Origin of the sequence: Marinoscillum luteum (assembly GCF_044005705.1) — a bacterium.
GTDB lineage: Bacteria > Bacteroidota > Bacteroidia > Cytophagales > Cyclobacteriaceae > Marinoscillum > Marinoscillum luteum.
Genome location: NZ_JBIPKE010000011.1, coordinates 245,003 through 268,184 on the forward strand (window position 1 = coordinate 245,003; position 23,182 = coordinate 268,184).

20 protein-coding genes are annotated in these 23,182 nt (G+C 44.7%); 16 read left to right on the plus strand and 4 right to left on the minus strand.

The features are described from left to right. Positions 1–10: 10 nt before the first annotated feature. The 4 genes from ACHKAR_RS03245 to ACHKAR_RS03260 all read left to right on the plus strand — a co-directional run bounded on the left by ACHKAR_RS03245 (position 11) and on the right by ACHKAR_RS03260 (position 4,720). The gene (locus tag ACHKAR_RS03245) at positions 11–571 is read left to right on the plus strand and encodes a DUF5683 domain-containing protein (RefSeq protein ID WP_395416142.1); all 561 of its coding nucleotides are present in this window, start codon (positions 11–13) and stop codon (positions 569–571) included. Then, on the plus strand, positions 571–1,293 hold the full coding sequence (gene dapB / locus ACHKAR_RS03250) for a 4-hydroxy-tetrahydrodipicolinate reductase (protein ID WP_395416143.1): 723 nt from the start codon (positions 571–573) through the stop codon (positions 1,291–1,293). The genes ACHKAR_RS03245 and dapB overlap by 1 nt, the downstream gene beginning before the upstream one ends. Then, entirely contained in the window at positions 1,294–2,754 is a 1,461-nt protein-coding gene (gene lepB / locus ACHKAR_RS03255) for a signal peptidase I (RefSeq protein WP_395416144.1), read from the plus strand. A gap of 109 nt (positions 2,755–2,863) precedes the next feature. Next, a complete protein-coding gene (locus ACHKAR_RS03260; protein WP_159580225.1) occupies positions 2,864–4,720 on the plus strand; it encodes a cation:proton antiporter in 1,857 nt (618 codons plus the stop codon). Positions 4,721–4,870: 150 nt separating this feature from the next. On the opposite strand, the gene ACHKAR_RS03265 is transcribed toward ACHKAR_RS03260, so the two are convergent. Next, entirely contained in the window at positions 4,871–5,533 is a 663-nt protein-coding gene (locus ACHKAR_RS03265; RefSeq protein WP_395416145.1) for a uracil-DNA glycosylase, read from the minus strand. Positions 5,534–5,612: 79 nt separating this feature from the next. Here ACHKAR_RS03265 and apaG point away from each other — a divergent pair, with 79 nt between their 5' ends. The 12 genes from apaG to ACHKAR_RS03325 all read left to right on the plus strand — a co-directional run bounded on the left by apaG (position 5,613) and on the right by ACHKAR_RS03325 (position 16,320). Next, a complete protein-coding gene (gene apaG / locus ACHKAR_RS03270; RefSeq protein WP_159580227.1) occupies positions 5,613–5,999 on the plus strand; it encodes a Co2+/Mg2+ efflux protein ApaG in 387 nt (128 codons plus the stop codon). Between the two features lie 4 nt (positions 6,000–6,003). After that, entirely contained in the window at positions 6,004–6,771 is a 768-nt protein-coding gene (locus ACHKAR_RS03275) for an O-methyltransferase (protein WP_395416146.1), read from the plus strand. A 66-nt stretch (positions 6,772–6,837) separates the two neighbouring features. Further along, positions 6,838–7,764, plus strand: coding sequence for a coiled-coil domain-containing protein (locus ACHKAR_RS03280; RefSeq protein ID WP_159580229.1), 927 nt, complete (start codon positions 6,838–6,840; stop codon positions 7,762–7,764). 104 nt (positions 7,765–7,868) lie between these two features. Next, complete coding sequence (gene rpsF / locus ACHKAR_RS03285) at positions 7,869–8,228, plus strand: 30S ribosomal protein S6 (protein ID WP_370519053.1); 360 nt, start codon at positions 7,869–7,871, stop codon at positions 8,226–8,228. Further along, a complete protein-coding gene (gene rpsR / locus ACHKAR_RS03290; RefSeq protein WP_159580230.1) occupies positions 8,225–8,476 on the plus strand; it encodes a 30S ribosomal protein S18 in 252 nt (83 codons plus the stop codon). Before rpsF ends, rpsR begins: the two co-directional genes overlap by 4 nt. Positions 8,477–8,483: 7 nt before the next feature. Continuing rightward, positions 8,484–8,924 (plus strand): 50S ribosomal protein L9, encoded by a 441-nt coding sequence (gene rplI, locus ACHKAR_RS03295; RefSeq protein ID WP_395416147.1) that lies wholly within the window; start codon positions 8,484–8,486, stop codon positions 8,922–8,924. A gap of 84 nt (positions 8,925–9,008) precedes the next feature. Next, entirely contained in the window at positions 9,009–9,980 is a 972-nt protein-coding gene (locus tag ACHKAR_RS03300; RefSeq protein WP_395416148.1) for a GSCFA domain-containing protein, read from the plus strand. A gap of 2 nt (positions 9,981–9,982) precedes the next feature. Beyond that, the gene (locus ACHKAR_RS03305; RefSeq protein ID WP_395416149.1) at positions 9,983–12,094 is read left to right on the plus strand and encodes a thioredoxin domain-containing protein; all 2,112 of its coding nucleotides are present in this window, start codon (positions 9,983–9,985) and stop codon (positions 12,092–12,094) included. A gap of 97 nt (positions 12,095–12,191) precedes the next feature. Then, entirely contained in the window at positions 12,192–12,416 is a 225-nt protein-coding gene (locus ACHKAR_RS03310; RefSeq protein ID WP_159580233.1) for a hypothetical protein, read from the plus strand. Positions 12,417–12,467: 51 nt separating this feature from the next. Next, the gene (priA, locus tag ACHKAR_RS03315; protein ID WP_395416150.1) at positions 12,468–14,930 is read left to right on the plus strand and encodes a replication restart helicase PriA; all 2,463 of its coding nucleotides are present in this window, start codon (positions 12,468–12,470) and stop codon (positions 14,928–14,930) included. After that, positions 14,931–15,650 (plus strand): hypothetical protein, encoded by a 720-nt coding sequence (locus tag ACHKAR_RS03320; RefSeq protein WP_395416151.1) that lies wholly within the window; start codon positions 14,931–14,933, stop codon positions 15,648–15,650. It begins immediately after the preceding gene. Between the two features lie 10 nt (positions 15,651–15,660). Beyond that, positions 15,661–16,320: a DUF6048 family protein gene (locus ACHKAR_RS03325; RefSeq protein WP_395416152.1), complete on the plus strand. Its 660-nt coding sequence runs from the start codon at positions 15,661–15,663 to the stop codon at positions 16,318–16,320. Between the two features lie 2 nt (positions 16,321–16,322). Here the strand turns inward: ACHKAR_RS03325 and ACHKAR_RS03330 are convergent, their stop codons facing one another. From ACHKAR_RS03330 to ACHKAR_RS03340, 3 genes are read right to left on the minus strand one after another with little or no spacing between them, the layout of a single operon-like run. Further along, positions 16,323–17,768: an OmpA family protein gene (locus tag ACHKAR_RS03330; protein ID WP_395416153.1), complete on the minus strand. Its 1,446-nt coding sequence runs from the start codon at positions 17,766–17,768 to the stop codon at positions 16,323–16,325. Further along, complete coding sequence (locus tag ACHKAR_RS03335; protein ID WP_395416154.1) at positions 17,765–18,925, minus strand: PorP/SprF family type IX secretion system membrane protein; 1,161 nt, start codon at positions 18,923–18,925, stop codon at positions 17,765–17,767. The genes ACHKAR_RS03330 and ACHKAR_RS03335 overlap by 4 nt, the downstream gene beginning before the upstream one ends. A 2-nt stretch (positions 18,926–18,927) precedes the next feature. After that, complete coding sequence (locus tag ACHKAR_RS03340; protein WP_395416155.1) at positions 18,928–23,154, minus strand: cadherin domain-containing protein; 4,227 nt, start codon at positions 23,152–23,154, stop codon at positions 18,928–18,930. Between the last annotated feature and the right edge of the window lie 28 nt (positions 23,155–23,182).

The window sequence follows — 23,182 nt, forward strand, 5'->3', positions numbered from 1 at the left end:
CTGGCTACCAATGGCATTGCTATTGGTAGCATTCAGCAGCAATGCACAACGCAACCGGGCCGACTCTCTCTTTTTGAACTCTGACCTCAGTCAGATAGAAACTATCAAAACCGTTTCTGAACTCGACCCCAATAAAGCGGCCCTTTTATCGGCAGTATTGCCCGGACTGGGGCAGGCTTACAACAATCAATACTGGAAAATTCCCCTGATCTATGGTGGCGGGTTGATCATCGGCCATTACATCAATTACAACAATGTGATTTACAATGAGATGCGCAATTCACTCATTGCTGAAGTGGATTCAGATCCTTTCACTGAAAACCCATATAAAGACAGGTTTCAGGAAACCGCTCTCACCAGAAACAGGGACGCTTTTAGGCGAAACAGGGACCTGCTTATCCTGATTGGTGCGGCTTTTTATCTGCTCAACGTAGTAGACGCCCACGTATCTGCCCATTTGAACGAATTCGATGTGAATGACAACCTTTCTCTGAAAGTATCCCCATCTATTCAATCAACTCCATTATTTTCGCAAGCTTTAGGCTTTTCAATCTCACTAAGTATAAAATAATGCGCATCGCACTGATAGGATATGGTAAAATGGGCAAGTCCATTGAACAAATTGCCAGAACAAGAGGTCACCAAATCAGCTACATCATAGATCAGGACAACCACTCGGACATCCAAAAGATATCACCTGACAATACGGACATAGCCATCGAGTTCTCTCAGCCTTCCTCAGCTTTTGACAACATCACCACCCTCCTTTCCAACAAGGTAAAAACAATGGCCGGTACCACAGGCTGGCTGGATCGCTACGATGAAGTGAAAGCTCTTTGCACTAGGACCAACGGTACGTTCCTGTATGCTTCCAATTATAGTGTGGGCGTGAATTTATTCTTCGAGCTCAACGAATGGCTGGCTAAGAAAATGAGCCAACTCGAAGATTTTGTGCCGGAAATGGTGGAAATACATCACACAGAGAAAAAAGATGCTCCCAGTGGAACAGCAATTACCCTGGCAGAAGGCATCCAAAAAAACGACCCTTCCGTAAAAAAATGGGTTAACGAGTCTTCTGAAGATCATCATACCCTAGGCATCATCTCCAAAAGAGAAGCCAACGTACCAGGCACTCATACGGTCACCTATCGATCACCTCTGGAAACGATCGAAATCACTCACGTAGCACATGATCGTAAAGTTTTTGCCGAAGGTGTAATAAAAGTAGCTGAGTGGGCAACTAACCAGACCGGAATCTTATCAATTAGAGAGTTTTTAAACAATCAATCATAAATGTATCTCAACGACTTTAGCCTGTCATTCACTCTGATCCTCGTTATCGGATGGTACTTACTTCAATCAATTGCTTATTACAAGTTTTTTGAAAAAGCCGGGCAACCCTCCTGGATTGGTTTTGTGCCTTTTTACAACTACTATGTGCATCTGCAAATCATCGGAAGGCCTGTATGGTGGCTGTTCCTGCTTTTTGTACCTGTAGTTAATTTCTTTATTGCACTCACTATTCACCTGGACCTACTCAAGTCCTTTGGCAGGTACTCATACAAAGACCAATCCCTTGGCGTGATCTTCGCGCCTATTTACATGGTTTACATTGCATTTAGCAGTGCCAGCTATGAGGGCAAGGCCACCGAAATGCCCAAGAGGGTGCGCACTGTCGGTCAGGAATGGTTTGAAGCAATCGTATTTGCGGTTTTTGCGGCCACTTTTATCCGATGGATTTTCATGGAAGCCTATGTGATCCCCACTCCATCTATGGAACGATCCCTTTTGGTGGGAGATTTTCTTTTCGTAAGTAAGATCAACTACGGACCAAGAACACCGAAAACACCCCTTCAGGTACCTCTCACACACGCCAAAATTTGGGGTACAGAAATTCCATCCTACATAGAAGCGATTGAACTCCCTCAGTTCAGACTCCCCTCTTTAGGGAAAGTAGAGCGTAATGACGTGGTGGTATTCAACTATCCTGTCAATGACACTTACAACAGACGTCCGGATGGTGATTTTCATCCTCTTGACTTGAAAACACACTATATCAAGCGTTGCGTGGCCATTCCTGGTGACGAAATAGAGGTTAAAACAGGCCAGGTATACATCAACGGGGAGAAAGGAACGGATCCTGAAATGATGCAACACAAATACTTTGTAGAAACAGATCAGGTGATCAGAGACCGGGTATTCAGCAACTACAATATTTGGGAATATGGCCCTGCCGTAACTCCGGAAGGCAAAAAAGGGTATGTGGTGCTTACCACAAAGTCTGAAGCTGAGCAGCTTGTACAGCTGGATTTTGTAAAATCTGCAGAACCCATGTTTATGAATAAGGAAAATGCAGAGCCGAGAATTTTTCCAAACTCCACATATTTTCCATGGAATGCAGACAATTTTGGGCCACTGACAATACCCGGGCGAGGGTTTACCATACAGGTAGATGAATACACTCTGGCCAAATATGGATCTACCATCGAGGACTACGAAGATCTGGAGGACGTTGTAATTGAGGTAGACAAACTCATCATTGGAGGCCAGGAGGTGTCAGAATATACCTTTACCAAAGATTATTACTTCATGATGGGTGACAACCGTCACAACTCAGAAGACTCCCGTTATTGGGGCTTTGTACCTGAAGACAATGTAGTGGGTGAAGCTTCGTTCATTTGGATGTCCATGGATGAAAAAGGGTCATTCCTGAGCAAGATCAGATGGAACAGACTGTTCAATGTGATAGAATAATAATGCGCTGAGGTGTTTTAATTAACAAAAGATACTGCGTAGGTTTGGCTCTTGTGTTATCTTAGGACCTCTTCTCAAGGTCTTGTGGAGAGTACCCTAAACAAATGATATGCTCGAACTAGCTAGTATTTTTGTGCTCGGTATTTTTGCTCAGTGGTTGGCCTGGAAAATCAAGCAGCCGGCTATTCTACCGTTAATATTAATTGGTTTAGCCATTGGGCCAATAGCTACTCTGTTTACAGCGGATGGCAGCAAGCTGATAGACGGGGATGCCATCTTCAGTGGTGATCTGCTTTTCTCATTCGTTTCTATCGCAGTTGGGGTGATCCTGTTCGAGGGCGGACTTACACTTAACCTCAAAGAAATCAGGAGTCTGGCTGGCACCGTCAGAAACCTGCTCATTATAGGAGCATTGATCACCTTCATTGGAGGCGGCGTATCTGCTCATTTTATCATGGGTCTAAGCTGGCAAATGTCCTTTCTATTCGGGGCACTCATTATCGTATCGGGCCCCACCGTGGTAATTCCTATTCTCAGAAATGTACGCCCCAATACCAACGTAAACACTGTACTCAAATGGGAAGGCATTCTGATCGATCCGCTAGGTGCATTGATCGCGGTATTAATGTATGAATTCATTCTCTCCTCAAAGCATGGTGTTGACTATCCTATGGAAGTCTTCCAGGATTTCTTCATCACCATATCAGCGGGGATTGTATCTGGTGGACTTGGAGCGTTCTTCCTCTATTCGCTTATCAAAAACAATGCATTGCCCGGCTACCTCCAAAATGTATTCACATTGGCACTGGTCATTTTCACCTTTGCCATATCGGAGATGATTCACGCTGAAGCGGGTCTGATGGCCGCCACTGTCATGGGAATTGCTCTGGCCAATGTGAAACTCGAAGAGCTTAAAAAAATACTTTCCTTCAAAGAAGACATCAGCGTAATCCTTATTTCAGTCCTTTTCATCCTGCTCTCTTCCAGAATAGACATCATTCAGATAGAAAAATTAGGTTGGGAAAGCCTGATCCTCTTCTTGATCATCATACTGATTGTAAGACCTATCGGTGTTTTACTAAGCACTATAGGTTCTCACCTCAACTGGAGAGAGATCGTCTTCATCTCATGGATCGGCCCCAAGGGGATCGTGGCAGCGGCCGTAGCATCTCTCTTTTCTCTCGATCTGATCAAAGGTGACACCCACATTGACCCAAAAGAAGCAGAACTACTCCTGCCCCTGGTATTTCTTATTATTGTGGGAACCGTGGTGCTGCAGGGTTCTTCTGCCAAATACGTGGCTTCCCTGCTTGGTGTAAAGCGTGCAGAACCCAAGGGTATTTTGATTGTGGGTGCTAATGAATTGGCACGTAAAATTGCTCAGGTCATTAAAGACCATGGCACCTATGTACTACTGGTAGACACCTCTGCTCCGAGTATCAAGGAAGCCAAAAAAGCGGGACTGAAAACCCTGCAATCCAATATTCTCTCTGATCAAATCTTTGATGAAATTGACCTATCGAAAATAGGTAAACTGGTGGCCATGACTTCTAACTCCGGACTTAATGACCTGGCTTGCACCTGGTTTGAAAAGGAACTGGGTGAGACCAATGTTTTCAGGCTCGCAAGTAAGGAAGAAGCGGACAACACCAACCTCCCGCTGCCCAAAAATGTGCTATTCAATGCGCGGGTGGACTTTGTCACACTCGTACAGTTGATCAGAGTGAAAAATCCATTCTCTGAAATATCTTTCGAAAGTCAGTCTGAGTATGAGGGTTTCAGAAGTAAGTTCGCAACAGGGATGATTCCTTTATTTTTATCAGGAGAGGGAGACGAGTTTCAGATCATTACAGGCTACACCAGCAAAACAGATAAACTTACCTCATTGGTGTATGTAAAGAAGCCCAACTTCGATTCAGAAACCGTCCCTGATGACGATCAGGATGTGGAGTACATCCAGTCGTAGCTCAGTTATTGGATGGGAACGGGAGTTAGCAAGTACGCTATCAACCTGATCAGCATAATCATTCCAACGATAAATCCCACGAGCATCATGCATCCCGGTAGTGTGTTTTTTCTTTCCCGACGCCCCTCGAGATGATCGTAGTAACTCATATCACCAATTTATAGATTCCTTTCCATTTTTAAGCAAATAATTATTCGCTTTTGAGAACGGTTTACTACCGAAAAATCCCCGATGAGCGGAAAACGGTGAAGGGTGTGGGGATTTGATCACAAAATGCTTCTGAGAATCTATGATTTTGCCTTTCCGCTGCGCATATGCCCCCCACAAAATAAAGACCAAGCCGTCTTTTTTTTCTGAGAGTAAACGGATCACAGCGTCTGTAAACTCCTCCCAGCCTTTGTTTTGATGAGATCCCGGCTGGTGAGCCCTGACAGTCAGAGTAGCGTTCAATAACAGAATGCCCTGCTGAGCCCATCGTTCCAGGCTTCCATGTGAGGGGATTTCGTTTCCGAGATCTCCTTTCAGCTCTTTGAAAATATTGACCAGTGATGGAGGCATAGGCATCCCCTCTCGCACCGAGAAACAAAGTCCGTTGGCCTGGCCGGGACCATGATAAGGATCCTGCCCTATTATCACTACCCGAGTATCTTCCACAGGACAAAGATCAAAGGCATTAAAGATCTGCCCTCCAGGTGGATAAATGGTATGTTTTTGATACTCTTCTTTTACAAACCCGGTAAGTTCCTTGAAATAACCCTTGTCAAATTCTCCTTCTAATAATGACTTCCATGAAGGTCCTATTTTTACATTCATATGTCTATCTGAAAACTTTCTTTTGATTGATAGTAAATTAAAAGAGAAATCTTATAAATTTCTCTCCGAAAACAAAGCAATGACTACTGATACCACAAAAGGAATAAAGGTAACGGTTGATACCGAATATCAGCAGGAATACTCCAATCCCGTACAGCGTCATTATGTATTCACCTATCAGATCACGATAGAAAATCTAAGTGATAAAACCATTCAACTGCTCTCCAGGCACTGGGACATCATAGATCTTACCTTCCCCAAAAGAGAAGTAGAAGGTGAAGGAGTAGTGGGAAAACAACCCATTCTGGAGCCTGGCCAAATGCACCAATACGTTTCCGGTTGTAACCTAAAATCTGGTTTTGGGAAAATGTATGGGCATTATACCATGGAGCGCCTGGTGGATGGCAAACGATTCAAAGTGAATATTCCTGAATTTGAAATGGTCGTTCCATTCAAATTGAACTGACCACTTGGCTTCCCCATTTTTTACTTTCAAAGAATATCTGAAATACAGATCTGTAGCACTTAATGCCCATGATCTGCACTCCCCTTTTGTCTTTGAGCTGTACAATGAAGTCATACGAAAAAGAGCAAAAGTACAAGAATCAGCACTCCGGAAGCTCCGTCAAAAAATCACCAGATCTGACCTCACCGTTGATTTTCAGGATCCAAAAACAGGAGGAAATCATCGATCCACCGTGAAAAAACTATCACGGAGAGTAGCCTCCAGCCACTCCTTTTCTTATTTCCTCTTCAAGCTGATCAACCATCAAAAGTATCATACCGTATTGGAGGCCGGTACATCCATAGGGTTGAACACCCTGTATATGGCTCAATCAGTGGCCAGTAGTGTATGGACACTGGAAGGCTCTCCCCAAATTGCCAAAATCGCCAAAAGGCATTTCGAAAAGCTGGGCCTCTCCCATATTCATCAGGTCATTGGTGATGTCAGAGACACTTTTGTGTCAACCCTGAGTGCATCACAGCCAGCTTTGATTTTCCTGGACGCAGACCACCGATCAGACACCATCGCATTCTACCTCGATGCCATCAGGAAACATTCACCTGACACTCAGTGCATCATTGTTCATGACATCTATTGGTCTCAGGACATGAAAAACAGCTGGAGCGCCATCGTCAAAAATCCGGCATATCCTCTGACGATTGACATCTTCCAGGCCGGAATCATATTCCCACACCATCCCATCAAAAAGCAGCACTTTGTATTGAAGTTTTAAGGACTTCAAGAGATTATTATTTTCGGCCCTATTCGTCTATTTTTGCGTGCAAATCAAAAAACAGCGATGGAAGTACAAAACGAAAACAGCACCCCACAGAGCAATCCGAAACCAAAAGACAGAACCGCCCTATTCATCGGGTTGATTGTGGCCTTGCTAGGGGTCCTGATATTTTTATACTACACCAATGATACCCTCGAAAAAGAGAAAGAGGCCCAGGCCCTGGAGCTCAACAAAACGCTGCTGCAACTGGACAGCATCTCCAGCCAACTGGATAGCAAAATCCTGACCATCTCCCAGCTTGGAGGGGAAATAGACACACTATTGAAAATCAAGCAACAGCTGGAAACAGAAAAGAAGCAACTCCTGACTAACCAGAGCAGACAAAAAGACCTCATGGCCTCACTCAAAGATCGGGTGGATGGCTACCAGGAGCTATTATTGGCCAAGGATGTGGAAATAGAAGAATTAAAGAAGCTCAACGAAGAACTGCTCACCGAGAACGTGGAGCTGAAAACAGAAAAGCAACAGCTGAACGAATCCATTCAGGAAATCAACAAGGCCAAAGAAGAATTGGCCGATAAAGTGGCCTTTGCTTCAAGGCTCAAAGTGGAAGGCCTCAAAGTGTTTGCGGTAAGTGATGGAGGGAAAGAGCGTGAAGGCGAGTTCAGAAGCCGACAGGTGGACCAGTTAAAAATCACCTTTACTGTAGCTGATAACAAAGTGGCTCCTATAGAAGGTAAAGACCTGTTGGTGAGAATCATAGCTCCAGATGGCAATGTGCTTTTTGATGTAACGAGAGGCTCAGGGTCTTTTATATTTGAGGGCCGGGAGCTGTTCTACTCTGCCAAACAAGAGATTCTCTATGATAAAAACAGCCAGTTGGTGACTGTTTTTTATAAAAAAGGAAGCGAATACGCCACGGGCAGTTATCAAGTGGAAGTCTACACAGATGATTACCTGATGGGTAAGGGGAGCTTTTTGGTGAAATAGAAAGGCGCTCCTCCGGTGACAATTCACCCCTATTCATTGCGCATTAGTATTTCTTTCCCTACTTTTGCACTTCGAAAAATTTTAGTTATCTATTTAACATTATTATGAAACGAGATTACGAGACAGTATTCATTTTAACTCCCGTTTTGTCTGAAGCTCAGATGAAGGATGCTGTCGAAAAATTCAGAGGTGTTTTGAAAGATAGCGGTGCAGAAATTGTAAATGATGAGAATTGGGGTTTGAAAAAACTTGCCTATCCTATCAACCACAAGAGCACAGGCTTCTATCACCTTTTTGAATTTAAGGCAGAAACATCCGTAATCAACAAGTTGGAGACAGAGTATAGAAGGGACGAGAAGATCATGCGATTCCTTACCACCGCTCTTGATAAGCACGCTGTGACTTACAATACGCGAAGAAGAAAAGGAGAATTCAACAAGAAAAAAGAGGAAGTAGCATCATGACACTACAGAACGAACCGATCAACAGAGAGCAGAAAAAAGACAAATACTGCCGATTCAAGAAAAGTGGCATCAAATACATCGACTACAAGAATCCTGATTTCTTGCTAGCTTTTGTAAATGAGCAGGGTAAACTTCTTCCAAGAAGAATTACCGGAACAAGTCTGAAATACCAAAGAAAGGTTTCTCAGGCCGTGAAAAGAGCAAGACACCTTGCTTTCTTGCCATATGTTACAGACTCTTTAAAGTAATAGTGAGATGGAGATAATATTGAAAGACGACGTAAAAGGAGTAGGATACAAAAACGATATCGTGAGCGTAAAGCCAGGATACGGAAGAAACTATCTGATCCCTCAGGGTTTTGCAATCATCGCTAGCGAAAGCAACAAGAAGATGATCGCTGAGAATGTTAGACAAGCAGCTCACAAAGCTGAGAAGATAAAAAATGACGCTGAAGAAATCGCCAGCAAACTTGGAGATCTGAAATTGGAGATCAAAACCAAAGCTGGAGAAAGCGGGAAGATTTTCGGTGCGGTCACTGCCCTACAGGTAGCTGATGCATTGAAGGAGAAGGGATTTGATATTGACAGAAAGAAAATCAGTCTGGGAAGTATCAAAGAACTTGGAGAGCATTCTGCTGTAATCGACCTTCACAAAGCTGTTCATCACGAAATCACTATTAGTGTAATCGCTGAATAAACACAGTCATTAGAAGATACGAAAACCCTGATTTCGAATAGAGATCAGGGTTTTTTTGTTCCTTTCTTCTCTAACTTAGCTATTGTGTTTACGCTACCCTTCCAAATACCTGAGGCACCACATAAGATCAAGCTGAAAGATTCTATTTTCAGCATTGGCTCCTGCTTTTCAGATAACATCGGGGATAAACTCACTGCCCACAAGTTTGATGTCGTCACCAACCCTCTGGGGATTTTGTATAACCCCTTTTCCATTTTCAAAAACCTCCGGCTTCTGCTTTCAGAAGGGCTGGACCCGGATAATTTCATTGAGGCAGGGGGCGTTTATTTTCATTGGGATACGCACAGTGACATCTCGGGCACGGCCATGGATTCCTTCAAAGCCCTCCTCGAGGCAAGAAGCCACACTTCCAGACAAAGCCTTACCAGCGCCAACTGGCTCATCATTACCCTGGGCACCATCTATGTGTACAAACACCTCGAAAGCGGAAAAATCGTAGCTAATTGCCATAAAATTCCCCAAAGACATTTTCAGAAACTAAGCCTCAGCCAGGCAGAGATAGAAGAGGACTTTTTTCAGACCATGGAATTGCTCCGCACCATCAATCCCGACATTAAGGTGATTCTGACCGTGAGCCCTGTCCGTCACATCAGAGATGGACTGATCGAAAACAATGTAAGCAAAGCAACCCTTCTCCAAACGGTCAATAACATCGTGAAGAATGACCCAAATATCTACTACTTCCCTGCTTACGAAATTCTGATTGATGAACTCCGGGATTATCGTTTCTTCAAAGAAGACATGATCCACCCTACCGAGCAGGCCATACAGTACATTTGGGAGCGATTCATCACAGCCTGTTTAGATCCGGATGCCATTGGCTTTATCAGCGAATGGACCAAGGTCAAAAAATCACTGGAACATCGTCCTTTCCATCCTGACACCAATGAACATCAGCGCTTTCTCAGGTCTACACTCACCAAACTGGAAGCCCTAAGCCAACGTGTGGACGTCTCCGGTGAAATGGAGCTCATCAAAAACCAACTAATCCGCTAGACATGAAGATACTCATCCTCAGCACACTGGCGATCAGTTTTTTATTCATTCAGTGTACCCAGAATATGACACATCAAGAAGAAACCACCGAGGAATACGAATTCACTAATCATTTAATAAACTCTACGAGCCCCTACCTCCTACAGCATGCCCACAATCCGGTGGATTGGTATCCATGGGGTCCGGAAGCCTTGAACAAGGCCAAGGAAGAGAACAAACCCATTCTCCTGAGCATCGGCTACTCCTCCTGTCACTGGTGCCACGTGATGGCTCATGAAAGCTTTGAAAATGAGGAAATTGCCAGGCTGATGAATGAGCGGTTTATCAACATCAAGTTGGACCGGGAAGAGCGACCAGACCTGGACAATATCTATATGGATGCCGTGCAAGCCATGGGCTTGCGAGGTGGCTGGCCCCTCAATGTATTCATCACACCCGATCAAAAACCCTTTTACGGAGGCACCTACTTCCCGCCTGACCAGTGGAAAAAGCTTATTGTCTCTGTCAGCGATGCCTATGAACATAAATACGATCAGCTTTATGAGTCCGCATCACAATTTGCTGCCAATATAGATCAAAGTGAGGCTGAAAAATATGGACTTACAGACGGAGGCGTCGCGCTGACTCTGTCAGATTTTGACACAGCTTACGACAGCCTGAAAAATAAGTTTGATCCGGAATGGGGAGGCATGAACCGGGCGCCAAAATTTCCAATGCCTGCGCTATGGAACTTCCTTCTCACCTATTCTCATACCAGTGGGCAAACGAAGGCTCGGGAACATTGTCTCCTGACACTCGATAAAATAGCCTCCGGCGGCATATATGATCACGTTGGAGGTGGGTTTTCAAGGTATTCTGTAGATGGTGAGTGGCATGTTCCTCATTTCGAAAAAATGCTTTACGACAATGGTCAGCTGCTGTCTTTGTATGCCAATGCTTACAAACTCACTGGAAAAAGTGAGTACAAGCAGGTACTAACCGGCATAGCTCAATGGCTGCAGCGTGAGATGCTGCATGAGCAGGGAGGATTCTACAGTGCACTGGATGCAGACAGTGAAGGAGAGGAAGGTAAGTTTTATGTGTGGACTTTCGAGGAGGTGAAGGAGCTGGCCGGGGGTGATTTCTCAGTCATTGCCGAGTATTACAATGTCACCAAAGAAGGCAACTGGGAGCCCGGAAAGAATGTGCTTCGAAAATTGGAAGATGATAAAGTATTGGCCACCGAACTCAATCTTTCCGTCACAGAACTTAGAGATCAGGTGGAGCAATTCAATGCCAAGGCATTAGCGGTGCGAAACACCAGAATAAGACCTGGTCTGGACAATAAGCTCATTGCCGGCTGGAATGGATTGGCACTCACGGGGTTATGTCACAGTTATCAAGCCACCGGAGAAAGCATTTTTGCGGACTTGGCCACTGAAAATGCAGCCTTTATCAGCCAGCAACTTGTGACTAACAAAGGACTTGTGAGAATTTATGGGCTGGATACACGAGGGTATCTTGAGGATTATGCTGCAGTGATACAGGCATTTATTACCTATTATGAGACCTTCTTTGATGAAACCTACCTGGAGCTGGCCCGAACCATGACAAACCAGGTGATCGATGAGTTTTTTGATCCGAAAGAAAACCTGTTCTACTATACCAGCAATCAGGCGGAGCATCTCATCGCCCGAAAGAAAGAAATTTTCGACAATGTCATTCCGGCCTCCAACTCTATCATGGCAGAGAATTTACATAAGCTTGGCCTGATGTATGACGATGAGTCTTATAAGAAAATAGCTTTCACGATGATTTATCAGGTGAACAAACTGATCCGACAGGAGCCGGAGTACCTATCCAACTGGGCATCCATTTCCTTGCTCAGACTCAAACCTACTGCAGAAGTGCTACTGGTGGGAGCCCAGGCTCACGAACAAGCGCTGCAAATCAACAAGACCTATTTGCCCAATAAAATCCTCATGGCAAGCACCACAGGTAGTAGTCTGCCCCTATTTGAGTACAAGACCGTGGCAGACAATGAAACCACTATTTACGTTTGCTTTGACAAAGTATGTAAACGACCTGTTAATAATTTTACCGACGCACTGGCTGAGATTCACGATCGAAAATGATATGTTCACTCACTCACAATTCAGTTTCAGCACATAAAGAACTTTTATGTCTAATGGATTGCCTAATTTAAGGCCACCAAACCATCAACCAACTGACATGGTCTTATATCAGGAAGAAAAAAAATACGTTGATAGTCTCCGCAAAAGCCTGGCTGAGGATAACGAAATTTCAAAGGAGAAAATTGAAGAGTTGCTCAATAAGTTTGAAGACATGATGGAAATGACCAGTGTCAGCATCAAAATGATCGACCGTCTGATGCAGAACTATGACAAGCTAAAGCAACAAAACGGAGCAGCCACAGTAGCCGTAAAAAACCAATAAGCCTCACCAAAAAATTACCCTCGCATGCATTTCTGGTTTAGATTTGTGTGATTGAGCTACCTTGAAGTCATATTACCTCTGCCTCTTCCAGGCACATTCACTTACAGATTTTCTGATTTACTCTACCCCGACCCTCAAATTGGCGCCAGAGTCGTCGTGCAGTTTGGGAAAAGAAAAATCTACACCGGTATTATCCATAGTGTACACGATCAAACTCCCACCGACTACAACCCAAAGGAAATTCTGGATCTGGTAGATCAGGAGCCGGTACTCACCCTCCAGCAGCTCCGGTTTTTCGAATGGATGAGCAGTTACTACATGTGTACGCTTGGTGAAGTGGTGAATGCCGCCCTACCCGCCGGACTCAAAATTTCAAGTGAATCGATCTTATCCCTCAACCCTGAGACTGTACTTGAAGACCTGGACCTCACGGAAAAAGAGCAATCCATCATCAATCACCTGCTCTCCGGTGACATTAAAATGAGTGAGGTCAATAAAATACTGGACATCAAGTCACCTTACAATCATGTCAAAAACCTAAAAGAGAAAAAAGCCATTCAGGTATTTGAGCAGGTAAAGGACAAGTATGCTCCTAAAAAAGAAACCTGGATAAGGCTTTCGAAACCTCACGCTACCGAAGACGGACTCGATCAGCTTTCAGCACAGCTGGAGAAAAAAACCAGGCAGCTGGATGTGCTCCTGGCTTATCTACGAAGCGTCCCCCTGCTAGAATCTCCATCATCCAATGAGCACGGAATTAGTAAAAAGGAACTGACTCAATCCAACATCAGCGGCTCATCACTCAAGACACTCATCAAAAATGGTGTTTTTGAAGAATGGGAAAAAATAGTCTCACGACTGGATGGAATGAAAGCCTCCGGTGCGCAACAAATCAACCTCTCTTCGGCACAGCTGCAAGCCCGAAAAGATATTCTGGAGTCATTTCAATCCAAAGGTGCGGTACTGCTCAAGGGAGTAACCGGAAGTGGAAAAACCGAAATTTTCATCTCGCTCATCCAGGACATTCTGGAAAATGGAGGACAAGTACTTTACCTGCTTCCCGAAATTGCCCTCACCACACAGATCATTAAGCGACTGGCTAAGGTTTTTGGTGACCAGTTTGGAGTATTTCATTCCAGATATTCGGACAACGAGCGTGTAGAGGTTTGGCAAAAAATTCAGAAAGGCGAATTCAACTTTGTGGTGGGTGTACGCAGTGCGATTTTCCTTCCGTTCAACGACCTCTCGCTGATTATCATTGACGAGGAGCATGAAACGTCTTTCAAACAATACGAACCCGCACCCCGATATCATGCGCGTGATGCAGCCATCTACCTGGCATCCATCTTTCATGCAAAGACACTGTTGGCCACTGCTACTCCCAGTCTGGAGAGTTATCAAAATGCCCTGGAAGGCAAGTATGGGCTCGTCAAACTGGAGGAGAGATACAACGAAGCAATACTCCCCAGTGTGGTACTGGCCAATCTGGTCAAAGAGCGCAAACAGCGCAAGATCAAAGGAAATTTCAGCTCCGTCCTGATAGAAGCTATTGAAAAAGTCATGGACAAAGGCAAGCAAGTCATCCTCTTCCAAAACCGAAGGGGTTACGCCCCCTACCTCACCTGCCAAAACTGTGGATTCATACCCAAATGCCCACATTGCGACGTGAGTCTCACCTTTCATATCCATCAAAACCTACTGATCTGTCACTACTGCGGTCACAAATCAGAAATGCTCTCTTCCTGCGTCCAGTGCAACTCTCAGGAACTTAAAACGATGAGTTTTGGCACTGAGAAAATTGAAGAAGAGCTACAACTACTCCTTCCCAACGCCAGGATTGGCCGAATGGATCTGGACACCACCCGGAGCAAATACAGCTATCAGAAGATTATCGATGACTTTGAAAATGGTCATATAGATGTGCTGGTGGGAACACAGATGGTCAGCAAAGGGCTCGATTTTGATCACGTAGAGCTTGTGGGAGTATTTGATGCAGACCGGATGATCCACTTCCCGGACTTCAGATCTCACGAAAGGGCATATCAGCTCATCCACCAGGTAAGTGGCCGGGCCGGGCGCAGGGCCGATCAGGGGCATGTGGTCATCCAAACCAATGACCCGGAGCAGGCCATCTTTGCTCACCTGAAACGGCAGGACTATGAGAGCTTCTTCAATGCCGAAATACTGGAGCGTCAGCAATTTCACTATCCGCCATTTTATAGAATCATCAGGATTACGCTCAAGGATAATGAAAAGCATTTGGTTGCCAATGCGGCACAATTCTATGCCAAGGAGATCCGAAAACAACTGGGAGATCTTCGGGTGATCGGCCCGGTGGAGCCGATGATTGGTCGGATCAGAAACCAGTACCTCTTTGATATTACGGTAAAGTTTGAAAAACATGGGCTCAATTTGTCGGCCTTAAAAGAATTCCTGCTTAATTCGCGTAATATGATGCTCAGTCAGCAGTTATATAAAAGTGTGAAAGTGATTTTTGATGTAGATCCGGTATAGATGAAGCAAAGCTTTTATATTCTTCTTATTTGGGTGACCCTGGCCTATGCCTGCGATCCATGTGCCGACTGTGGTGAGCCGCTACGGTATGACCCCACGGTGAAAATGATTTTCATCAATCAGGACAGCGCTGATGTACTGAATGACAGCATCCAATTCAATAAGGATTCCATCGCCACCAATACTGCCTTGCGCAAAGTCAACACGGACTCTATGAAAGTGCTGCAAGACTCGCTGATCATCGTGGATACCCTGGTAGCTGCAGGAAAGGAAGAGTACATTGAGGTTCAGGATTTATTTAATAAAACCATAGATAGCCTCTCCATCGTTTCGGATAGTCTGTCCTCCTACTCCAAGCAGCTTACAGCAATCAATACTGAACTCACTAAGATCCTAACTGTGATTAATAAAGGGACTGTACAACTCCAGCATACCAGTATCCTGGAAAATGGTGCGGAGCTGAGCTATGAAGACTCTACCACCTCTTTCAGGTTGCCTTTGCTCCTTGCCAGTAATCAGACCAGCTACCGCATCACCATAGATGGTATTGATTATACCATTGCCTTTACTTATGAAACTTTCGAGTCTATTGATAAAGCCAGGGTGGCCAAGGTAAGTGCTGGTAATTTAGAGGTTCTTTCACACTCCTTTGATTCGTTAACTTTAAATTGCCCATCTGACTGCATAAGCGATGATGCGACCGTTACTGTATATTTCTAGTTTCTTACTGATGTGGCAAGCATTTGCCCAGGCAGACGCTGTGGCTGTGGACAGCCTGGAAGAGGAAAGCGTGCGTTTTATTCAGCCTTCATTCAGTTTTGACTATGGAAAAGCCCTGGTAAGTGTTGCTGGGTTTGAGAAAAAGTATGAGGGGGCTTTCTCCCTGCTATTCTTTGACAACTACTATCTCACCGGGGAAATAGGCACCGGAAATCTCCAACCAAAAAACGGCATTGAAAACGGGAAATACCAGTCTGAAGGAAATTACTACCGAATAGGTGGCGGGTACCTGAAAGCCATCAATAGTACCAGCAGGCTTGGACTGGGTGTTCGGTATGCCATGAGTACTTTTAATGACCAGGGGGAGTACTATGTAGAGAGTCAGTCTGGTAGTCAGGACGACTATAGTGAGCAATTTGAACGTAAGAATTTGGAAGCCCGATGGGTAGAAATGGTGCTCACCTCCGAAAGCAAAGTGAGACTCAAAAAGTCAGATCCTGAAGCCAGAATTAACCAATTATTTTCTCTCGGGTTTCATCTGAGACTGAGGGTGATGTCCTCTTATGATCGCTTTTCTCCCATAGACGTGTACAGTGTTCCAGGGTATGGCCGCACAGTCAATAACCCCAACCTGGCCCTCAACCTGTTTTTGAAGTTCACTCCTTTCTAGGATTACTCGAACTGCTCTCCCTCTTTTACCGTACCGAAGACCAACTCCACGCGCCGATTTTGTTCCCTACCTACAGCCTGCTGATTATCAGCAATAGGTTTTGATTCTCCCCTGCTTTCGGTAACAATACGTGATTGATCTATTCCGCTTTTCACCAAATAATCATTCACAGCCTTTGCTCTTTTTGCTGCCAGAATTTCATTTTGTCGCGGACTTCCTATTTCGTCCGTGTGTCCGATCAGGTGTAGATTGAGTCGTTCATTGGCCTTCAAAATGGCGATGGTGTTCTCCAGCAAGTCCAGATCTTTCAATAAGAGATTATCCGAATTATGATCAAACAGAATGTTACGCTCTATCCTGTTGAGTGTTTCCAGACCATGTACGGAAGTCACCGTGGGGATCTCGAATTCCTCTACCAGAGATGGAATGTTTGTTTTTGAAGGTGTAAAAATCTCTTCTCGTTTCTCCAAGATATCCTCATCACTACTCATCAGCTGAGTCGCATAGATGTCTCCAAATTTTCCACCCCTGGAACTACTGAAAAAGACTGAACTATCCTGTCCTATATAAAAATAAGCATCAAACGCCCTGGAATTAATTTCTCGTCCCAGGTTCACAGGTGCGGACCAGTTGGTCCAGCTATCATCGAGACGTGTAGAATAGTAAATGTCGGCGCTTCCAAACCCGCCTTTTCTGCTACTGGCAAAAAACAAAGTTTTACCATCAGCACTCAAAAAAGGCGAAATTTCATACCCCACACTATTTACCACATTCCCCAGATGGATGGGTGGAGACCACCAGTAAAATCCTTCATTTTGCACCCCTGCACCACTTGCCTGATGAAACCTGTTCCAACCTGTGAACTTAAAACTCACATAGAGATCTTCTAGTCCCATGCTATAGGGGCCATTCATGGATATAAGCAGCACATCGGACAGCTCGTTTACATTCAATCCGTACAGGCTATTCATCTCACCAAGATTATAGATTCCTTCTATCTTAGTCACTACTGGTGGGGACCAGCCCTCCTCCGACTGGTCACTGTATGACAAACCGCTTTTAGAACCAATGTTATCTTCATAGGAATTGAGCAAGTAGATTCTTTTACCCCCACTATCTATCCCTACTACGGCATTGTTCCCACGGTTGTTAAATAAGGCGACAGGCTCCGCTTCCTGCCACTCTCCCTTTTCATTCTTGTCAGAAACCCAGACGTCCTGGCCGCCAAAACGACCTCCTACATTCTTCTCGAAGGCTCCCCGGGTGATGTATAAGCGATTACCATCCGGTGACAATACCGGCATGAGCTCGTCACCTTTGGAGTTCACTTTGGGTGATAGCATTTGTACCTCACCAAAAATCAGATGCTGGTCCTGAGCACGAAGTGAAGGCCAGCCAACACAGATGGCTACTATTAGTGTCAATCGATAATGGATAATCCCCCTCATCTGATCACAGGTTTTGGAGCAGATCCCCTGGCCAACAATATTCCAAAAACCACCTCATGTGTACTACCAAAAGCATTACCGGGTTTGGAAATGGGAACATCATACGCATAGGATAATTTGTACCGATCACTAAAATAGAAACCAATTGACCCACCAAAAGCATCCCTATTTCGGAAATTAATACCCAGCCAGAGTTTCTCCTGACAATAGATTTTACTGGTCACATAAAGTGCAAATGGAGATTGTGATTTGTAAGAAAACAGAATCCCCGGGCTCAAAAGAAAAGAGTTACCCACGTTGATATAAACTCCTCCGGCCAAGTTGTGCTGAGTATCCACTCCTTCCAGTCCGAAGGCCTGACCACTTCCCAATCCCGCCCCAAGAATTTTGACAATGGAATAGGAAGCATAAAAATCTGAGGAGTACAGGCTCAAACCGGTATTGATATAATAGGAGTACTTATTCAAATCTCCAGAAGCATATTGTTGATAAAGCTGGTCATTGGCTGGATTCAGGACGGTTGCTTTATTACGATCAAACTGAGCACTGTTCACCAATCCCGACACCCCTACAGACATCATCATTTCTCTGGACACCGGCAAATGCACGGCGTAGCCACCACTCAATGAATACTTGGTAATAGCCGCTTGTTCATCCCCAATCAGTGAAAAAGAGTAACCATGCTTTGGCTGATGAGTAAGGCCACTCGATGGCTGCAATTGCCTCCGCAGTTTTGTTCTGGCCTTTCTATCCAGCTTCCGAACCGTCTGTCGGATACTGTCCTCTACCATTCGTCTCAGGAGGTATGGATTACTGCTCCTCAGTCCATTGTTCGGCACATTCACATTATCTGCCATCTTCCCGATATCGTAGGGGCTCTTGTACCTGACCTTGCGCCGTTTATTAGGGCTCCAATCAGGAAGTACACCACTCACATGGGCATAGGTAGCAAACGGAGCATCTTCCATTCCCACCCACTGCCGTCGGACTCCAAACCGAAAATCGGTGTGATTTTCGATCCCGGCAAAAGCAGGGTTGTAGAGTGGCATTACCTCCTGATATTGTGTAAGTGGAATGTTAATCTGGGCATTCGCCCCAAACAATAACACTGAGAGCAAACCAATAAAAATGAATCCCTTTTCGATCTGTGCGCTCATCATTATCTCAAAACAGTAATAGTGCCCGTATACTTTGTATTCAAAGAGTTATTGAGCTTGATGATATAATAATAAGAAGCTACAGGTACGTGATGCCCCTGATAGGTTCCATCCCAGGGTCTCTGATACCCCTTGGAACTAAATACCGTCTGACCTGACCGGTCATATACCACCACCTCGTTAAATGGATAAGCATCCAGATTAGGGATGATCCAATAGTCGTTTTCGCCATCACCGTTCGGAGTGATTGCAGAAGGAATCTCGGGTAACTCCAGAGGGTTTACCACAATCAAAAACACCTTTTCCAAATACTCAGATGGTGTACCGTCATCCTCTGATCTAACTCTAATAGTATAATTGCTTTGAATTCTGGCTTCAAAAATCTCACTGCTTCTTAGTTCATTTCCAGAAATCACAAAATCAGCATTATCAACATCTCCTTCACCATCTACCATTGTATAGGTATGTGTATCACCAAAGTCAGGATCTACCGTACTCAGAAAACCCACTCGTGTACCTTCTGGCTGGGCTTCATCAATGGTATGATTATCTAGCAGAATGTTTTCCGGAGCGGCATTCACATCCAATACTTTCACCACAGCATCCGCCTCAGCCGAAAGTCGCTGTACCTCATCCACCACCTCTATCCTCAAAGTATAATGAGGGGTACGCCGTGCATCCAGGGTTGAGTTATTTTTTATGGTTAGCATCCCTGTCCCATCGATTTCAAAAACATCCTGTGTATTACCACCCAGTATTTGATATGACAAAGGGTAGCCCTTTGGAGAAACCGCCACAAACTGCCCTACGTGAGCTCCTACCACGTCCGTCTCATTTATCTCAAAGGTTTGGTCTGCCACTTCTGGTGGAGTGGGCACATAAATCACTTCTACATGTACTACTCCCTGTGCCGACTGACCTTTGACGTCCGTCACCCTCACCGTCAACTCATACTTAGGGGTGGCTATCGCATCCAGTTGTGAGGCGGCGTTGAGGGTGAGTACTCCGGTTTTGGGATGAACACTGAAAGTGTTCCCTGTATTTCCGCCAAGGACAGAAAACACCAACTCATCCTCATCCTGGGCTTCAATTACTCCAAGCTGGGTGCCGTTTGAAGCGGTCTCTTCCACACTAAAAAACTGTTCTTCAATAATAGGAGGCCGATCTGCCGAGAGAATAACAATTTGAAAAACCTCTTCGTAATACAGATTCTCAGGTTTACCATTATCAGTGGTACGCACCCTAATGCTATAGGTACTTTGGACCAACGAATCCAATGGGGTATTGGTGAGTAAAGAATTTGACACAATGGAAAAAGAAGAATTATCTATATCGCCAGCACCACTTACTATGGAATAAGAGTGACTATCCTCCGGGTCAGGGTCGGTGGTTGAGAAAAACCCGACCAAGGAGCCAGATACAAGGTCATCAGGAATGGTGTCTCGGGATATCCATATATCTGTGGGGGCACTATTCGCCTGGATTACATAAATCACAAACCGCTCCTCTATCCAAAGTCCTCCGTTATCAGTGCTTCTCACCCTGATCTGATAAATATTCTGATCATTGGCCAGAAACACTTCATTGGTGAATAGCTGGTCTCCCGAAATAGCAAATGACGCATTATCCAAACTTCCAATTCCACTAACAAGAGAATAGGAATGTGTATCCTTTGAGTCAGGATCATCGGTGGAAAAGGTGCCAACCAAGGTGCCCACTGGTCTGTTTTCACTCACCGTATCATGAGATAACAATAACCCTGTGGGGGTTTCATTCACCTCCAAGACCTCTACAATTGCGTTAGCTTCAGCAGAGAGCATTTGCAAAGTATCTAACACCTCTATACGCAACACGTACTCTGCAGTTTGCATTGCGTCCAGTGTTGTGTTGTCATTAATGCGGATAACTCCACCCTCATCAATCCCAAATACCCCTTGCGAATTGCCACTGATTATTTGAAAAATCAATGGGTTATTTCTTGGTGAAATGGCTATGAAGTCGCCTACAACCGTTCCTATAGAATCCGTCTCTTTAATCTCATATGTTTGATCATTGACCTCAGGGGGGGCGGGTACATGAATTACTTCAATATGTACAACCCCTTGGGCAGATTGACTTTTATCATCGGTCACTTCCACAGTCAACTGATACTGTGGCCTCACCAGAGCATCAAGTTGTGAAGCATCATTAAGGGAGAGTAAACCAGTCTTTGTACTCAAACTAAATGTGTTGTTGATGTTTCCATCAAGAATTGAGAACACCACATTACCGTCATCTTTAGCTTCAATAAATCCAATTTGCGTACCCGTTGGTTCTGTCTCCATTATGCTAAAAAATTGCTCTTCGATAGATGGCGGATCATCAGCGGACGTAATAACAATTTGAAAAGCTTCTTCATAAAAAAGGTTTTCAGGCTTTCCATTGTCGGTGGATCTTATTCTGATATTGTAGAGGCTTTGTGTCAGGGAATCCAATGTGGTATTGGTGAGCAGCGAATTTGACACAATAGAAAAAGATGAATTATCTGCATCACCAGCTCCAGTCACCAGAGTATACACATGACTATCCTCGGGATCCGGATCTGTTGTGGACAAAAAACCAACCCAGGATCCCAGTTCCATGTCATCAGGTAATGTATCGCGGGAGATCATTATATCAATGGGGGCCCTATTGGTTTGAATGATATGAATAACAAAACGCTCCTCTACCCATAGCCCACCACTATCAGTACTTCTCACCCTAATCTGATAGGTATTCTGATCATTTGCGAGAAAGACCTCATTGGTAAACAACTGGTCATCTGATATGGTAAACGACGCATTATCAGTGGCACCGTTTCCACTCACCAGGGTATAGGCATGAGTATCGTCTATGTCTATGTCATCAGTAGAAAAAGTACCAACATAAGTCCCAATAGGTCTATTTTCACCAACTGTATCATGGGACAGGATGAGGCCCGTGGGTTCTTCATTCACATTGGTAATCCTTACGACTACTTTCTTCTCTATTGAGAGACCGCCAAGGTCCGTGGATTTTAATCTCAAAGAATAAATATCTCCCTCTTCATAATCAAAAGACACCGAGGCCCTTAGCAAATCAGTGCCATAATCATCTGTCCAGATCAAATCATCACTAATTGGAGACTTTTGTATGAATGAAAAAACATCGAACTGTCCATTGTCATCATCACCTTCTCCGGACACCAACTCATAGATATGAGTGTCCACCACATCGGGATCCTCAGTAAGTAGTTGGCTTAGCTCTGTTGGCTCTCTTTCGTTTTCTGACACATAGATTGTATCTGCAATATTGATGCTTGTGGGTCGATTGTTTTCCACAATCACCGTGTTGTGTGCAAATCCAGCTGTGAAATAAGAAATGGTTCTTCCATCCAATACAGCAGGGATCAAGCCTTCTGCAAACCGATTTGACCCCCAGGCCACTAGTGTTGAGGGACCCGTTCGAGCGAGATTGTGGTAATCTCCTACGCTGATCTCATCTACAAAACCCATGGCAGGTATATCGAGTTGGTCGAAGAGCGTATTATCCCCCCATCCTGAGACAGTCCCATCTATATTCAAAACCAAAGAATGGAATTGCCCCGCTCCTATGTCTTGTACATTGGCGATGGAGCCAGGAACTGTGGACTGCCCAAATTCATTCGCACCCCATGCCACTACCGTTTGGTCACTTTTCAAGGCAAGGTTGTGAAAATTACCCACAGCTATTTTTTCCACATTAACGAGCCCTGCTGGTGGGGACAGATCATATCGTGTACCAGCCCCCACCAGAATGACTGTTTTGTCCGACTTAAGGAGTAAAGTATGCTCATCTCCAGCACCTATGTCAATAATATCTGAAAATGAAGATACCTCTGTCTGGCCGAAATCATTGAATCCCCAGGCCACCACAGTGCCATCCGCTTGCAGCACCACTGAATGACCAAGACCCGCTGACACTTTGATAGGTGCGATAATACCTGCCGGAACAGTGGTCTGGCCATAAGAATTATCCCCCCAGGCGATCACTTCAACACTATCTATAATAGCAAGGGTGTGTTCGTAGCCTGTAGAAATGGCAGTTACATGAATGTCTTGAAAAGAAAGGTGAAGCTGATCGAAAGTATCGTCTCCCCAATCAAAGATCATCGTATTGGTATCCTGAGCCGAACAAATTAACCCCTCACCCAATAGGGCGAGTAGGCTGGTCAGATAAATAAGTTTATACATGGTGGCGGATCAGTTTGAATGAAGATCA

Excerpts from the sequence above, each read along its gene's own strand:
- rplI (WP_395416147.1), top strand. The coding sequence starts at position 8,484 with ATGGAGATAATATTGAAAGACGACGTAAAAGGAGTAGGATACAAAAAC.
- apaG (WP_159580227.1), top strand. The coding sequence starts at position 5,613 with ATGACTACTGATACCACAAAAGGAATAAAGGTAACGGTTGATACCGAA.
- ACHKAR_RS03320 (WP_395416151.1), top strand. The coding sequence starts at position 14,931 with ATGAAGCAAAGCTTTTATATTCTTCTTATTTGGGTGACCCTGGCCTAT.
- ACHKAR_RS03260 (WP_159580225.1), top strand. The coding sequence starts at position 2,864 with ATGCTCGAACTAGCTAGTATTTTTGTGCTCGGTATTTTTGCTCAGTGG.
- rpsR (WP_159580230.1), top strand. The coding sequence starts at position 8,225 with ATGACACTACAGAACGAACCGATCAACAGAGAGCAGAAAAAAGACAAA.
- rpsF (WP_370519053.1), top strand. The coding sequence starts at position 7,869 with ATGAAACGAGATTACGAGACAGTATTCATTTTAACTCCCGTTTTGTCT.
- ACHKAR_RS03340 (WP_395416155.1), bottom strand. The coding sequence starts at position 23,154 with ATGTATAAACTTATTTATCTGACCAGCCTACTCGCCCTATTGGGTGAG.
- ACHKAR_RS03265 (WP_395416145.1), bottom strand. The coding sequence starts at position 5,533 with ATGAATGTAAAAATAGGACCTTCATGGAAGTCATTATTAGAAGGAGAA.
- ACHKAR_RS03310 (WP_159580233.1), top strand. The coding sequence starts at position 12,192 with ATGGTCTTATATCAGGAAGAAAAAAAATACGTTGATAGTCTCCGCAAA.
- ACHKAR_RS03305 (WP_395416149.1), top strand. The coding sequence starts at position 9,983 with ATGAAGATACTCATCCTCAGCACACTGGCGATCAGTTTTTTATTCATT.
- dapB (WP_395416143.1), top strand. The coding sequence starts at position 571 with ATGCGCATCGCACTGATAGGATATGGTAAAATGGGCAAGTCCATTGAA.
- ACHKAR_RS03245 (WP_395416142.1), top strand. The coding sequence starts at position 11 with ATGGCATTGCTATTGGTAGCATTCAGCAGCAATGCACAACGCAACCGG.
- ACHKAR_RS03335 (WP_395416154.1), bottom strand. The coding sequence starts at position 18,925 with ATGAGCGCACAGATCGAAAAGGGATTCATTTTTATTGGTTTGCTCTCA.
- ACHKAR_RS03325 (WP_395416152.1), top strand. The coding sequence starts at position 15,661 with ATGTGGCAAGCATTTGCCCAGGCAGACGCTGTGGCTGTGGACAGCCTG.
- ACHKAR_RS03330 (WP_395416153.1), bottom strand. The coding sequence starts at position 17,768 with ATGAGGGGGATTATCCATTATCGATTGACACTAATAGTAGCCATCTGT.
- lepB (WP_395416144.1), top strand. The coding sequence starts at position 1,294 with ATGTATCTCAACGACTTTAGCCTGTCATTCACTCTGATCCTCGTTATC.
- ACHKAR_RS03280 (WP_159580229.1), top strand. The coding sequence starts at position 6,838 with ATGGAAGTACAAAACGAAAACAGCACCCCACAGAGCAATCCGAAACCA.